16 protein-coding genes and 5 pseudogenes are annotated in these 12,103 nt (G+C 68.5%); 10 read left to right on the top strand and 11 right to left on the bottom strand.

Going from position 1 to position 12,103, the window contains the following annotated elements:
• Positions 1-38: 38 nt before the first annotated feature.
• A complete protein-coding gene (locus M2157_RS48890) occupies positions 39-1,022 on the top strand; it encodes an Lrp/AsnC family transcriptional regulator (protein ID WP_280868760.1) in 984 nt (327 codons plus the stop codon).
• A 47-nt stretch (positions 1,023-1,069) separates the two neighbouring features.
• Here the strand turns inward: M2157_RS48890 and M2157_RS48885 are convergent.
• Positions 1,070-1,279: pseudogene (locus M2157_RS48885) on the bottom strand (LysR family transcriptional regulator); the annotation flags it as partial.
• An 8-nt stretch (positions 1,280-1,287) separates the two neighbouring features.
• Here M2157_RS48885 and M2157_RS48880 point away from each other — a divergent pair.
• Entirely contained in the window at positions 1,288-1,671 is a 384-nt protein-coding gene (locus tag M2157_RS48880) for a toxin Doc (protein ID WP_280868759.1), read from the top strand.
• A gap of 283 nt (positions 1,672-1,954) precedes the next feature.
• Positions 1,955-2,050: pseudogene (locus M2157_RS48875) on the top strand (IS5/IS1182 family transposase); the annotation flags it as partial.
• A 136-nt stretch (positions 2,051-2,186) separates the two neighbouring features.
• On the opposite strand, the gene M2157_RS48870 reads toward M2157_RS48875, so the two are convergent.
• Entirely contained in the window at positions 2,187-3,266 is a 1,080-nt protein-coding gene (locus M2157_RS48870) for a pentapeptide repeat-containing protein (protein ID WP_280868758.1), read from the bottom strand.
• A gap of 316 nt (positions 3,267-3,582) precedes the next feature.
• Positions 3,583-3,765, bottom strand: coding sequence for a hypothetical protein (locus M2157_RS48865; protein WP_280868757.1), 183 nt, complete (start codon positions 3,763-3,765; stop codon positions 3,583-3,585).
• 163 nt (positions 3,766-3,928) lie between these two features.
• Between M2157_RS48865 and M2157_RS48860 the strand changes: the two genes are divergently transcribed.
• A complete protein-coding gene (locus tag M2157_RS48860; RefSeq protein WP_280868756.1) occupies positions 3,929-4,225 on the top strand; it encodes a hypothetical protein in 297 nt (98 codons plus the stop codon).
• A gap of 210 nt (positions 4,226-4,435) precedes the next feature.
• Positions 4,436-4,939 carry a hypothetical protein gene (locus M2157_RS48855; protein WP_280868755.1) on the top strand — a complete coding sequence of 168 codons (504 nt, stop codon included), beginning with the start codon at positions 4,436-4,438 and terminating at the stop codon, positions 4,937-4,939.
• 31 nt (positions 4,940-4,970) lie between these two features.
• Here M2157_RS48855 and M2157_RS48850 read toward each other — a convergent pair whose 3' ends face one another.
• The gene (locus M2157_RS48850) at positions 4,971-5,468 is read right to left on the bottom strand and encodes a hypothetical protein (protein WP_280868754.1); all 498 of its coding nucleotides are present in this window, start codon (positions 5,466-5,468) and stop codon (positions 4,971-4,973) included.
• Between the two features lie 215 nt (positions 5,469-5,683).
• Here M2157_RS48850 and M2157_RS48845 point away from each other — a divergent pair, with 215 nt between their 5' ends.
• The 3 genes and pseudogenes from M2157_RS48845 (at position 5,684) to M2157_RS48835 (ending at position 7,414) form a co-directional block, all read left to right on the top strand.
• A complete protein-coding gene (locus tag M2157_RS48845; RefSeq protein ID WP_280868753.1) occupies positions 5,684-6,124 on the top strand; it encodes an ankyrin repeat domain-containing protein in 441 nt (146 codons plus the stop codon).
• Between the two features lie 433 nt (positions 6,125-6,557).
• Positions 6,558-6,824 (top strand): annotated as a pseudogene (locus tag M2157_RS48840) (transposase); the annotation flags it as partial.
• Positions 6,825-6,859: 35 nt separating this feature from the next.
• The gene (locus M2157_RS48835; protein WP_280868752.1) at positions 6,860-7,414 is read left to right on the top strand and encodes a hypothetical protein; all 555 of its coding nucleotides are present in this window, start codon (positions 6,860-6,862) and stop codon (positions 7,412-7,414) included.
• Between the two features lie 14 nt (positions 7,415-7,428).
• Here the strand turns inward: M2157_RS48835 and M2157_RS48830 are convergent, their stop codons facing one another.
• Both M2157_RS48830 and M2157_RS48820 read right to left on the bottom strand, forming a co-directional pair.
• Positions 7,429-7,554 (bottom strand): hypothetical protein, encoded by a 126-nt coding sequence (locus M2157_RS48830; RefSeq protein WP_280868751.1) that lies wholly within the window; start codon positions 7,552-7,554, stop codon positions 7,429-7,431.
• 137 nt (positions 7,555-7,691) lie between these two features.
• Entirely contained in the window at positions 7,692-8,462 is a 771-nt protein-coding gene (locus M2157_RS48820; protein WP_280868750.1) for an ISAs1 family transposase, read from the bottom strand.
• 3 nt (positions 8,463-8,465) lie between these two features.
• Here M2157_RS48820 and M2157_RS48815 point away from each other — a divergent pair, with 3 nt between their 5' ends.
• The gene (locus M2157_RS48815) at positions 8,466-8,594 is read left to right on the top strand and encodes a hypothetical protein (protein ID WP_280868749.1); all 129 of its coding nucleotides are present in this window, start codon (positions 8,466-8,468) and stop codon (positions 8,592-8,594) included.
• A gap of 155 nt (positions 8,595-8,749) precedes the next feature.
• Here the strand turns inward: M2157_RS48815 and M2157_RS48810 are convergent, their stop codons facing one another.
• From M2157_RS48810 to M2157_RS48800, 3 genes and pseudogenes are all read right to left on the bottom strand, one after another.
• Positions 8,750-9,583 carry a transposase gene (locus M2157_RS48810; RefSeq protein ID WP_280868748.1) on the bottom strand — a complete coding sequence of 278 codons (834 nt, stop codon included), beginning with the start codon at positions 9,581-9,583 and terminating at the stop codon, positions 8,750-8,752.
• 74 nt (positions 9,584-9,657) lie between these two features.
• Positions 9,658-10,017 (bottom strand): annotated as a pseudogene (locus tag M2157_RS48805) (transposase); the annotation flags it as partial.
• A 529-nt stretch (positions 10,018-10,546) separates the two neighbouring features.
• A pseudogene (locus M2157_RS48800) lies at positions 10,547-10,681 on the bottom strand (DUF4440 domain-containing protein); the annotation flags it as partial.
• A gap of 34 nt (positions 10,682-10,715) precedes the next feature.
• On the opposite strand from M2157_RS48800, the gene M2157_RS48795 reads away from it, so the two are divergent.
• On the top strand, positions 10,716-10,862 hold the full coding sequence (locus M2157_RS48795; protein ID WP_280859135.1) for a hypothetical protein: 147 nt from the start codon (positions 10,716-10,718) through the stop codon (positions 10,860-10,862).
• A gap of 622 nt (positions 10,863-11,484) precedes the next feature.
• Here the strand turns inward: M2157_RS48795 and M2157_RS48790 are convergent.
• Both M2157_RS48790 and M2157_RS48785 read right to left on the bottom strand, forming a co-directional pair.
• Entirely contained in the window at positions 11,485-11,706 is a 222-nt protein-coding gene (locus M2157_RS48790) for a hypothetical protein (RefSeq protein ID WP_348541851.1), read from the bottom strand.
• Positions 11,707-11,873: 167 nt separating this feature from the next.
• Positions 11,874-12,101 (bottom strand): hypothetical protein, encoded by a 228-nt coding sequence (locus tag M2157_RS48785; protein WP_280868747.1) that lies wholly within the window; start codon positions 12,099-12,101, stop codon positions 11,874-11,876.
• Positions 12,102-12,103 lie beyond the last annotated feature (2 nt).

The following is a 12,103-nucleotide window of genomic DNA, read 5'->3' as shown; positions in this document are numbered from 1 at the left end:
GACGGGCACCCGAGCGCCGGAACTCGACAGGAGATGGCGTGCTGACGCTGATATCCTCCACGGTGGACGACCTAGATCTCCGGCTGCTGGCGGCCCTGGAGATCAACGCACGGGCGTCCTTCAGCCGCCTTGGAACCGTGCTCGGGGTGTCCGACCAGACGGTCGCGCGCCGGTACCGCCGACTGTGCGCCGAGGCCGGGCTGCGGGTCGTCGCGGTCCGGGACGCCCACCGGCTCGGGCAGGACCAGTGGATGCTGCGGGTGCGGTGCGCTCCCGACAGCGCCCAGACCATCTCCGAGGCACTCGCCAGGCGCCCGGACACGGCATGGATCGGACTCGCCTCCGGTGGCACCGAGATCGTGTGCATGACCCGGCCCCGGAGCCCCGGGGACCACGACGAACTGCTCCTGGGCAAACTGCCCCGAACCCCCAGCGTCGTGGAGATCCGCGCCCACCAGCTGCTCCACCGCTACTTCGGCGGGCCGACGGGCTGGCTGGCGAAGTTCACGGTACTCACCGACGACCAGATCGCCGCTCTGCGCCCGCACCCGGAGCCCGGGCCGGGACCGGTACACATCGACCCGGAGGACGAGCCGCTGGTCAAGGCTCTCGAACGCGACGGGCGGGCCGCGTATCCCGAACTCCAGCGCGCCACCGGCCGCTCCGAGTCGGCCGTCAAGCGCCGCCTCTCCGCCCTGCTCGCGTCCGGGGCCCTGTACATCGACATCGAGTACCACTCCGAGGCCCTCGGCTACCCGCGCGCCGCCGTCCTGTGGATCACGACCGCGCCCGGTGATCTCGAGTCCGTCGGGGAGGCCCTAAGCACCCACCCCGAGATCGCCTACGCCAGCGCCACCGCGGGCCCCTGCAACATCGTGGTGACCGCCGTCGTCAGGGACACGGCCGGCCTGTACGCCTACCTGAGCGGCCCACTCGGCCGCCTGTCCGGGGTCCGGCACGTCGAGGCGACGCCCTTCCTGCGCCGGGTCAAGCAGATCACCTACCGGCAGCCCGAACGCTGACCGGTCGCACCCGGTGAGAACGGCGGCCTCCGTGTTCCAGGGTGGACTCAGCGGCGGTGGCGGTCTCCGCCCACCCGGATCACGGCGGCCAGCGCGTCGGCGGCGTCCCCGGCGGTCGTGCGGCGGTGGCCGTGGACCAAGACGAAGTCGACCCGGCCGACTTCCGGCAGTCCGGCCCGCTCCGGTACCCGTACCAGACTCGGCGGGATCAGCCCCCGGGAGTGGGCCATCACGCCGAGGCCCGCCCGGGCCGCCGCGCCTAACCTTGCACCTGTACATCGACATCCGTTGGCTCCTGGACCAGCAGGAGGAACTGCTCGGCAAGGAGCTGGGCGTCCTGGACTACTCCGCACTGGTGGCCGCCGTGGCGCGACACCGGGTCAACACCCCGCAGCTGGCGGAGGGTTCCCCCGATGCTTTCTGGCGGGCGGCCGCGCTCATGGAGCAGCTTGTGCTGCTGCGGCCGCTGGCGGCCCGCAACGAGTTCTTCGCCTACGGCGTCGCCGTCGCCTACCTCCGGGCTTCCGGGGAGAGCGTGGACACCGCCGCGTACGAGCCGTGGCGCAACCTGGTCGAGGACATCCGCGCACTGCGCCTGACCGTGTACGACATCGCCGACCGGCTGCGTTCCCTGAGACCGAACGCCTGAGCCTTGGCTGGCTGGAGCAGACCCTTCCAGCACTGCGCATTTCCGTCACGGGCTGCTGCGTGGTGACGGGTCGTCACCGGTTTTCTGATGCGACCGTGCCTTCCAGGCTGCCAGCGCAGCGGCTGGCGGCTTGGACGTATAGCTCCTTGCGCGCTTCGGCGGCGAATCTCAGCCGCTGCACGCGTCCCGCCGCCATGATGGCCCTTCGCTGCCGGTAGCCATGGCGTTGGGGCGAGGAGTGCGTTCGGTACTCGCGGCTGTGATTGAGGAGCGCAGAACCGGCGTCTCCGACACCGCGGCCGGCGTGACCCTGCTGGCCCGCATCGCCACCGCCCACCCACATATCACCAAGGCCTGGGTGGACGCGGGCTACCGCACCACCGCCATCGGCCCGGGGCCCGCCTCGGCTGTGGTTGTCTTCGTGAGCGGCCACGTCCGTCGTCGTAGACTTGTCCGGCGCCGCCGACAGCCACCGATCGTCGTGTAGCGGCCGTCTGCGTGCGGCGGCTGGAGGATCACGGCGAGCCGCCACGGGTGTGGGGAGGCACTCCGCGTGCGCCCTCAAGGATCGCGCCCGACAGCTTCGCACCAGACAGCTTTGCCCCGGTCAAGTCTGCGTTGCTCAGGTCTGCATGGGTCAGGTTTGCGCCGCGCAGGTCGGCGCCGGTCAGGTCCGCGTCAGTCAGGTCCGCGCGGGTCAAGTTGGCGCTCGAGTCGGCCCCACTGGTTTCCTTGGTTTCCTCGGCCCTGCTCAGGTGCGCGTTGTGGAGGTTCGCTCCGACGAGTTCCGCGTCGGCCATGTCGACCCCGCCCAAGCGCGCGCTGGTCAAATTGGCTCCCCCGAGAAATGCGTGCCGCAGGTCCGCGTTCAGCAGTTTCACACCGGACATGTTCGCGTCGTCGAGGGACGCGCCTGAGAGGTCGAAGTTCTCGAGGCCTGCATCTCGGAGATCCGCGCCAGTGAAAAACGCGAAGCGGAAGTTGCTGCGCCTGGGCATGCCGCTTTCTGTGAGCCCCACTTCGCGCTCCAGGCCGCGCAGATCGACACTGCTCAGGTCAGCTCGGTACAGCGGCTTCCCGTCCTGGGCCACTTCCCGGTCGGCGGACCGGTTGCCCAGCACGGTAACGACAGCCGCCACGTCGGTCGGGGGTCTGTACTCCTCTGCAGGCTTGAAGCCACTGACCGGAACGGGAGCGTGCCGACGTACGAACGCGGACAACACCGAGACGACAGTGAACTGGTCTCGAGAGGAGTCCTGCATGATGCGTTGCAACGCGTAGATGCCCCCCAGGCGCACATCCAATGATGCTGATCCCAGGTTGGTGATCGCGGCGTTGAACCGGGTGGTGATCTGCCCTTGCTCGGAAATCTGCAGATCTTTGTTGGTCTGCCCGACCGACATCCACGTGAACAGCAGGGCGACGAGCGCAGCCAGCCCCGGCAGCATGGACGCCCCGAGTGCCACCCACGTCAGTCGGCTGATACCGCTATCGCCGGCCGGCCCGATCGAACGGCTCCGTAGACGTCGATGATCCCTGGCGGCCCGTCGACGGGCGATCCGGCGGAGTTGCGCGGCGGCAGACGGCTCGATCATCCACTCATGACATACCAAGAAGCAGTGCCCAATCCTCCGCCACGCTGTCGTAGCACTCGATCAGGACTCTCCGGAGGTGGTAGCAGAGGAAGAGTCGGTGTCCATGGTCACCGTGCGCGGCCCCGACGTCCTGCCGGTCGATTGGACTGCAGTGCTCAGCGATCGTCCAGCCACTCCCCTCAAGCAGCTGATCGTTCCTCTGGTCCGGCCCAGTCCGGGGTCGCTGAGGTTCACGCGCGAACGGTTCCGTCGCCGGTGCGGTACACGGATGCGCGGCGAGGGAATGTCAGGCGGCGTGCGTGGATGGCGAGGTGCGTCACCACGGGTGGGTGTAGAGGGCGCCGCATCCGGTGCAGCGGGCGAGGTAGAGCGCTGAAGCGGGGGTGTGGGCGGGGGCAGGCGCGGCGGTGTAGGTGGTGCCCTCGATGACCGCGGTCAGGGCAGGCCACGAGGGCAGGCAGGTGCAGGCCAGCGAAGGGGCGTCGGGGTCGTTGGTCATGGGCCTCCGGTGTAGTCGGCGGGCGGGTCCGGCGGCTGTCGGGTGTACGGCCGATGCAGCGGGCGACGGTGTCGATTTCATTGCTGCCGTAGGCGGTGCGGATGCCGGAGGGGGTCAGCCCGCTGGCTTGGGCGAGAGGATCGAGCTTGTAGGGGCGGTCTCCGTGGAACTCGCGGCCGTACGCGAGGAGCCGGCGGATCTCATGGTCGGCGGCCTCGCGGGCGGCGCGGGCGTTGCCGAGGGCGATCAGCAGGGGGTCTTCCTGAAGCTCGTCGGACTGGGCTTCCAGGGCGAACGCGTAGTCTTCGCGGGCCTGTTCGGCCTCTTCGAGGGCGTCGGGGTAGAGGTCCTCCGGTGTGACGTCGCCGGGCTGCGGCAGGGGGATACGGAGGGCTGTGAGGTCACCAATCAGGTTCATATTTACGGCAATCGCAAAAAAATGCGTCAAGCGCAACACTGAGCAAGGTGCTTCTGTGACCGCCCGTGCTCCCGGGGACCACCCCCGCCGTGGGAGCTGATGATCCCGAACAGGTCGGCGACCGCCGTCGCGTGGCCATCCGCTGGCAGCGGACCGGTGCTCCAACAGGCTGTCTTGGCGCGGCGGATCTACTGGCGGCCCCCGCGCGCTGATCTTGTCGGTGGTGGACGGCGGGTGGTCCATCCTGGTGCGATGGATGATGCTGAAGCGACATGGCAGTCGTGGTCGTCGGAGCTAGCGCCGTCGAAACGGGCCGCAGCGGAGACGCTTCGGTCGCAGTTCGAAGCTCTCGGCGCGACAGACGCTCCACACTGGGCGAGGTCGGAGATCGAGGAAAACCAGCCGCAGCTCGCGCGGTTCATGTTGCTGCGCTCCTTGTGGCGTAGTGCGATCGACGGCTGGGCCAGTCCAGGCGCTTTGGAGCAGGTGGCGGCGGCCCGGCGCCTGCTGGACGCAGGTGCGGACAGGGACGACCTGGCGCTTCTGGCTCGGGCCATTGCTTACGAGGCCGTCTTCGCCACGGTGGACGAGCTCGATTGCGGAGCCGACGTGAACGTGTCCGGCGTCGACGCCGGCTGGGTAGTCGTGGAGTCCGGCGAGGACGGGTCTCCCACCGGCCGCTTCCTCTCGGGTCTTCACGAGGACCTGCTGACGATGGACCCGAGCGGACAAGACGGTGCGGACTTGTGGCAGTAGCTCATTGGGCCAACGTTGGGCGGCTGCATCATCACAGCTGACCGCTGATCAGTCGGGCCAGCCCTTCGAAGAACTCCTGGAGGCCAGCGGCGGCGAGGTCGAACTGGTCGAACCACGAGGCGGTGGTGGACCGCCAGACCCGCCCGGAGCCTGCCAGCGCGAACAAATGGCCGCCGCCGTCGCTGGCGAATACCAGGGCAGGCTCCTCCCCGTCGATCTGGATGGCCCCGTACTCGCGGTAGTGGTCGGCGACCAGTGAGGCAGAGTGGATGAAGTAGCCACTGTCCACGTCGGGCAGGGAAACCTCGTCGATCACCCAGTACATCGTGGTCAGGTCCGAGGGAATAGGCGTCAGTTCCACCAGGGCGTCTGTGGCTTGGTGGCTTTCGTCCGTTGCGAGCGCGACCAGGTTCGTGCCAGGTGGGAAACCGTGCCGTGCCTGGAACGACTCCATCATTTCCGTGAGTGTCACGTCCGCTTGCTCGCACCAACTGCGGACCCAGTCGGCCTGAAGCCGCTGATCAGCCACGATCGACCTCTTCAGCCCCTGTAGGACTCGCTCTTTGCAAGTCTCGAAGAACATACAAGAGGTTCAGACAGATCTGATCACCGCTGGGTTCATCGTGCGCCTGCAACACGAGTCAGGGCGTCCAGCACGGCTTGTCCGGCCTGGTGGGGCGGTGTGATTGGCCCCGTCGGGGGATGCCCTTATCTGCTTCGTCAAGCCGGGTGAGGATGTGGGGCATGACTGATGGGGATCGGTTGGGTCGTGTGGCGGTGCACTATGCCGTCGTTGACGGCGATGTCGTCGGGGTCCGTGCGGCGTTGGCGCAGGGAGCTGATCCAGGCGCCGCGGATGGCGCCGGGTGGACTCCCTTGCGCTTCGCCGCTCAGGCCCAGGAACCGGTGATCGTGGAGGAGCTGCTGGCGGCGGGCGTGTCCGTGGATGTCCCGGATGGCCAGGGCAACACCGCCTTGTGGCGGGTGGTCTTCAGCTATCGGGGTGATCCGGCGGTCCTGCGTCTCCTCCTGGCGGCGGGTGCCAACGCCGGCCTGGAGAACAGGCACGGGATCAGCCCGCGTGGCCTTGCTCAACGGATCGCGAATTACGACGTGGCCGCCCATCTGGCCGTGGGCGATGTGCCTCCTCACGCCGGCGATGCCGATGCCGATGGTGATGTATAGAAGGCGCCGTCTCGGCAACCTCCTGGCCACCCCGGACGAATTCGCGGCCCCGGTCGCCGACTTCGGCAACTGACCACTGGGACGGCTGTGCCTCAGCTCACCGTGGCCAAGGCAACGAGCGGGAACACCTCACCACGGTTGACCGTTCATCTGTATGTGGCTAGCGGAGGGGACAGTGTCCCCGGGCCTCACCTTCCGCCCATGGGGACGATCGTCCGGCTGAAGCCCCATTGAGCACCCCGCCGAGAGGCGACCGCCCTCCGCACGCCACCACTCACGGCCCCGGCTGGTCTCCCCCGTCCAGCCGGGGCCTTCACCTGCACACCGCGGTGCCCGGGCCGCGGAGTTCAACTCCGCAGACCACTGATGAGCAGAAACGGCGGCAGCCCGGCCCGCAACGGCTGCTCGGCGATCACCCGCGCGTCGGGAGCCGGGCGATCCGGACGTCCTGGTGGTGCTGGACGCCGGATACGACGCACCCCGCATCGCCCACCCGCTGCACGACCTGCCTGGCGAAATCCTCGGCTGGTTCCGCTCCGACCGCGTCATGCGACGGCCGACACCGCCGAGGGTGTACGACTCCAAGGGCGGCTGGCCGCCCAAGTGCCGCCGAAGAGGCCTACAGCCGTCCGTCCCATCACAAGATCGGCATCTAACCTCGCAGGGCAAGGGAACCAAACCCAGACGCCTCCCGAACTGAACACCGGTAGCGTGACGGTCACATACGGTCAGGGCATGGACATAGTCAGCGGCGTCGTCAGCATCGCGTACTCGCACTTCTACATCAGCGAACATGTCGAGCCCGGCTTTGACAGCACCGTGCAGGCACCGGATTTCCGCACCAACGACCCAGTGATTCTCACGCCCGGCCAGCTGACCATCGTCAGTCACGTGCAGTCCCATGACGCTTGGGTGACGCTCGTGCTGTCCGAGGTGGAGCCTGTCCAACAGACGGAGCAGTGGCAACTGCTTGGCAAGTGGCCTTACCCGCCAATGTACGGAGGACGGATGGGAATATCAGGCCCCACTACCGGCCCCGCAATGCCCGCCATGGGCTGGCTCTCCGGGGGGCAGCGCGACGACCGTTCGCTGGCCCTCGACCCGGCCACGGTCTACACCGTCCACGTCTACGCCAGGGGTCGCCAGGACTCCCGAGCCCGGTACGAGGCAGCCATGGAGCGTGAGGAATGGGGCATCCACGAGGGCTTCGAGGACTACGTGGTTGTGTTCATCCCCGCCGGGCAACAGACGAAGCCCCGACCCACGCAGGGCTTCGTCGTAGTCGGCTGACGTCGGTTTTGTGATCATGCGAGGCCGAGGAGCGAGAGAGGGCGGCGGGCGTCACGTGCGTTGTGGCGGAGGGCGGCGGCGATGTTCCTGACACCGCCCAGCCGGAGGGCGCCTATGGCGAGGTTGCGCCAGGTCGCCATGGCCCGGGGAGCGTTCCCGGTCCGCAGCTGCGAGGCGTCTTCGGCGAAGGTGGTGTCGCAGACGTGGTGCAGGGCCTCGATCTTCCAGTGGTCCCGGATCAGCTTCGCGAGCTGGGGCGGGGTGGCCTGCTCGGCGGTCAGGCTGGTGACCGCATAGACGGTGGCGATGGTGACCTGCCGGTCTTGCGGTTGGTGCGGCGCCGCTTGATCTGGACCAACTGGCGGGCGCCGGGGAAGAGCAGGTTGCTGACGATGGCGACCTTGATCCGGCGGATCTCGGAGCGGCCGTGGCCGCTGTCCCGGGTGCGGCTCTGAAGCGGGATTTCTTTCCAGGGCAGGGACTTGAGCTGCTCGCGCAGCTTCTTCTGGTTGCCTTTGACGATCGCGATGTAGTGGGCCCGGCGGCCCAGGAGGTGTCCGGCATGCTCGCGCTGCGTGTGGAGCGCGTCGCTGGTGACCACGGTTCCGGCCAGGCTGGCGACAGTGTCCAACAGCGGCTGGAAGCAGGTGGTCTCGCCGATCTTCTCACCATCGTCGAGCTGGGCCACGACCACGCCGGACGTGTGCTCAAGGGCGGCGAGCAGGTGGACCTTGCGGCCGCTGGCCTTGGCCGCGCCGCGCAGGCTCTTCCCGTCCACGGACAGCCCGCGCAATCCGGAGCTCTCGGGGCGGCGGTCGGCGAGCCAGCCGCTCACGGCCCGGTCCAGCGCGTCGCCGTCGATGCGTGCCAGCAGTCGGCGGACCGTCGCCTCCGCCGGCACCGGCCGCCGCGGCAGTACCGGATCAGGCTGCACACCGAGCCGTTCCAGCACCTGCGGTGGTGCGTCCGCGATCCACTCGCCGACCGCGAGCAGTGAGGTTGCCCCGGTCAACACCGCACACGCGGCCAGCGCGAGCACGACGGCCAAGGCGTGCCGAACCCCGCGCGGGCCGCGAGGATCTGGCACCTCGGCCAGCCGTTCCAGCAGGCCCGGCACCTCTCCCGGCACAACCTGGGGCCGCTCGCGGAGCTGGTCAAGAGCAGGTGGGATCAGCGATGATGCGTCGGCAGGCACGGTCTTCCAGGCAGGTCACGGGGCGTAGAGAACTCCATGATCTTGGAAGCCCGTGCCTGTCCTCTCGCCGGAAGCCATCAAACCGGCAGAGGGAAGACCCTGGTCGACCGTCGGTTCTGCAGAGGACTACCGGTAGTTCGTTAAATCAGGCGGTAGAGATCAAGACCGTGTCCAGCGGCAACCGCGTCGATCAGGGCCTGGAGCTCGGAGGGCGGGTCCTTGTCCGTCCAGGCTTGCCACACCGGTTGAGGGTGACGGCGGGGGTGAGCCAGGAACGGACGGTCCGTAAGGCCCTGGGCAAGCAAGGCAGTTGGGGCTGGTGGGGGGCGGCAGAGCCCCCTCTCTGGCCCGTCGTCGGGGCACGGGTCGGGCCTGGTGGCGTCCAGGAGGCTGGGTGGGGCGAACCACTGGTCCCAGCAGAAGGAGAAGGCGCAGTTGACCAGGGTCTGGTGTCGGCGGATGGCGCGGTCGGATCGGACTTGGAAGTCGGCCCAGCCGAGTTCGTCCTTGACCTGCTTGTAGCTCTGCTCGATCCACGGCCGCACGCCGTAGAGGCGGGCGATCTCGGCGAGGTCGGCCGGCGGGTGCGGGCTGGTGGTGGCGTGGGGTGCGTCGGGGTGGGGCAGGTTGGTGGCCAGGTACCAGGTGGCCTTCTCCGGCAGGGCGGCCGGGTCGGTGGTGGCCACGACCAGTCGGCAGGGTGAGTCGGGTCCGTAGCCGGCCAGGCGGGCATCGGCGGCCCACCAGGTTTCGGTGTGCCCGTCGCGGAAGTGACGCTCCACGGGCGTCCAGTCACCTGGACGCTTGGCATCGCGCCAGGTCAGGGCGTGGGCGGCTTCGATGGGGGTGTGCGGCTGGTCGGCCGGAGCCCAGGTGCCGCGGTGTGGCTTGAGCGCGACCACGTAGGCCAGGCCGACCTCGCGCAGCGCGAGGTACCAGTCGTCACTGACGGAGTAGGCGCAGTCGGCGACCACCGCCCGGCAGCCGAAGCCCGCCTCCTTCCCGGGGCCGCGAGGGCAGCAGCCAGCTGCGGTTTCGTACGGAAGGCCGGATCGGACCGGCCGCGGGCGAAGTGATGCGCGGGGGTGTAGGGAGTCGCGTGCAGCGGGTAGTACACGCGGCTGTCGGTCCACACCGTGGTCACCGTGACGATGCCGTTGTCCGTCTTGCCCAGCCGGCCCAACCACTGCCGGCCGACGTGTGCGGTGGCTGTGCCGTCCTTGCGGTCACCGGAGTCGTCGATCACGATGACGCCGTCGTCGTGCGGAGCCGTCGCCGGCTCCTCACGCAGCAGCTCGAGCCGCCGGTCGTTGACCAGTTCGGCCTCCCAGGGCGACTCGGACAGGAAGAACTGCAGCCGCTGCACCCCCGGCATCCCCGCACCTGCCACCGGTTCCGCCCCTGCCAGGCAGGTGATCGTCTTGTTCCGCTCCCGCGGCGCCAGGAGCCCGGTTCAGGTACTCGCGAAACCCTCGCCGCTGGGCCAGGCTGAAGAAGAGGTCGTCGAACCGGGCCGCGTACTCCTCCAACGGACCCGGCGCAGGCGGACACGGACGGCGAGCGGTCATCTTCAGCCCCCAGCAAGGCAGTTGACTCCTACCACCGGCCTACGACCAACCCGACCTGCCGTCAACCCGTGCCACCACCGGATTCAACGAACTACCGCTAGGCGAGATGGAGGGACTCGAAGTCAGCCTCGCCGGCGCCCAGGACAAGCTCGCTCAGCTCGACGCGGAGGAAACTCGTCAACGCACCATCGACCTCGGCATGCCCACCTTCTCCAACCTGGCAGGACGCACATCCACGGCCAATCTCACTCAACGATCCTCAACGCACTAGCTCCTGCGAGCCTGCGGCCGGGCACCGCGGCATGATCACGGCCGAGAGTGTGGGGTCCGCTGCCACCGACGAAGTCGGCGGCAGCGGCGTTCCATTGCTCAACTGGCCAAAGTGCCCTGGTGGAAGTACATCCGCCAACCCGTCTCAGTCAGCCGCCACACAGAACTCCTCCGTACTCGACGGCCTTGGTTGTCGGCGAAGTACGTCACGTGAACGACGCCTGGGGCAACAACGGCCAAGATTTACAGCGAGAAGATCAGCACCCGCGTGCGGGCCCGCCCCCGGTTCGAGGAGGCGCTGAGGACGGCGCAGGAGGTCAAGGCGCACGCCCGGCACTGCCGGGTCATCCTCACCGTGTACGAGATGAAGCGCCTCGGCCGCGACATGATCGAGGCGGGTGCGGCCCTTCTATGAGGCCCGAGCTGGACAACGCTGGTCCGCAGATGCCGGTTCTCGCTTCCTGGCAGCCGCTTTCAACCGAGGGGCGGCGTCCGGGCGGAGACACGGGAACCGAGGTTTTCGGTGCCGGCCTGCTGTTCCGTGCCTGTAGGCCGTGGTGTCGGCTGGACAGTGCTTTCGGTGATGAGAGTGTGTGGGAAGTCGAGGTACGGCTTCCAGTAGGGGGCGCCGTGGAGACGGGCGCCTGGGGGGGGAGAGACGGTGGGGCGGTGCCAGGTGGTGTGGTCAAAGCCGGCAGCTGCCAGGGCGGTTTCGTGGGCGTGGGTGGACCAGTGGTAGCCGGTGAGGCGGAGTTCCTGGCCGGGGAGGTGACCGTGGAGGGTGACGGGGGCGCCTTCTGCGGTGCTAGTGCAGGTCAGGTCGAAGCCGTAGGGGTGGTACCAGCCGGGCGTGGTGTTGAAGTCAGGGTTAAGGCCTGCCGCTACGAAACGGCCGCCGTTGGTGCGCAGGGCCCTGCGGGCGGTGCGGCAGATGCCGGGCCGGTGTCGAACGCTGTGGCCAGGGTCTGGCTGACGCGGTCGGCGTCGTCCGGCTCGCAGATGACGCGGATCTCGAACACGGCGCTCCTTTTTACAGGTCAGCGCTTGGAGCTGAAGAGTTTGAGGGTGATACCGCCGACGCCGATGGGTCCGGCAGCGTGTGCGATGACGGTCGCGGTGTGGGCGGCTATGCCGAGCAGCCAGGCCAGGGCGGCGACCAGTCCCCAGCCGCCGACGACGACCGCGCCGGCGATGGCGAACGGGGACAGGAAGCGCCGCAACGGGAAGTCGGTACCGCTGGTGCCGTTGACGTTCGCCACAACAGGATCTCCTTGTCTCTCAGGGCGGTGCGGGGTGGCCGGGCGGCCTGTTCAGTCCTCGCTCACCGCGCCGGGGTGGTGAGCGAGGACTGGACGGAGCGCCCGGAGGCGAGCACGAGAGAGGGCCCGCACCCTCGGGGGTGCGGGCCCTCAGTGACAGGCGTGCGTCAGAGGTCGGAGGGGAGCTTTTCTCCGGTCTGTGCGTCATAGGCGATCCCGGTCGGGGGCAGGTGGACTGTCCGGGAGGCGGCTCGGGAGCCTTCCTTCCAGGTGCGTCCGCCGACCGCGACATGGACCGTCACGTCGGCGAGAGAATCGGTCGCGTTCACAAGGGTTCGTTGATAGGCGACGAGGTCCAGCTCCAGGTACCAGGCATCGTCGGGTACGGAGTACATCG

This window comes from Streptomyces sp. SAI-127, from assembly GCF_029894425.1.
Lineage (GTDB): Bacteria > Actinomycetota > Actinomycetes > Streptomycetales > Streptomycetaceae > Streptomyces.
The sequence above is the reverse complement of the archived record's forward strand: the minus strand, read 5'-3'. Positions and strand labels throughout refer to the sequence as shown.

Excerpts from the sequence above, each read along its gene's own strand:
- M2157_RS48870 (WP_280868758.1), bottom strand. The coding sequence starts at position 3,266 with ATGATCGAGCCGTCTGCCGCCGCGCAACTCCGCCGGATCGCCCGTCGA.
- M2157_RS48865 (WP_280868757.1), bottom strand. The coding sequence starts at position 3,765 with ATGACCAACGACCCCGACGCCCCTTCGCTGGCCTGCACCTGCCTGCCC.
- M2157_RS48855 (WP_280868755.1), top strand. The coding sequence starts at position 4,436 with ATGGATGATGCTGAAGCGACATGGCAGTCGTGGTCGTCGGAGCTAGCG.
- M2157_RS48845 (WP_280868753.1), top strand. The coding sequence starts at position 5,684 with ATGACTGATGGGGATCGGTTGGGTCGTGTGGCGGTGCACTATGCCGTC.
- M2157_RS48835 (WP_280868752.1), top strand. The coding sequence starts at position 6,860 with ATGGACATAGTCAGCGGCGTCGTCAGCATCGCGTACTCGCACTTCTAC.
- M2157_RS48830 (WP_280868751.1), bottom strand. The coding sequence starts at position 7,554 with ATGGCGACCTGGCGCAACCTCGCCATAGGCGCCCTCCGGCTGGGCGGT.
- M2157_RS48785 (WP_280868747.1), bottom strand. The coding sequence starts at position 12,101 with ATGTACTCCGTACCCGACGATGCCTGGTACCTGGAGCTGGACCTCGTC.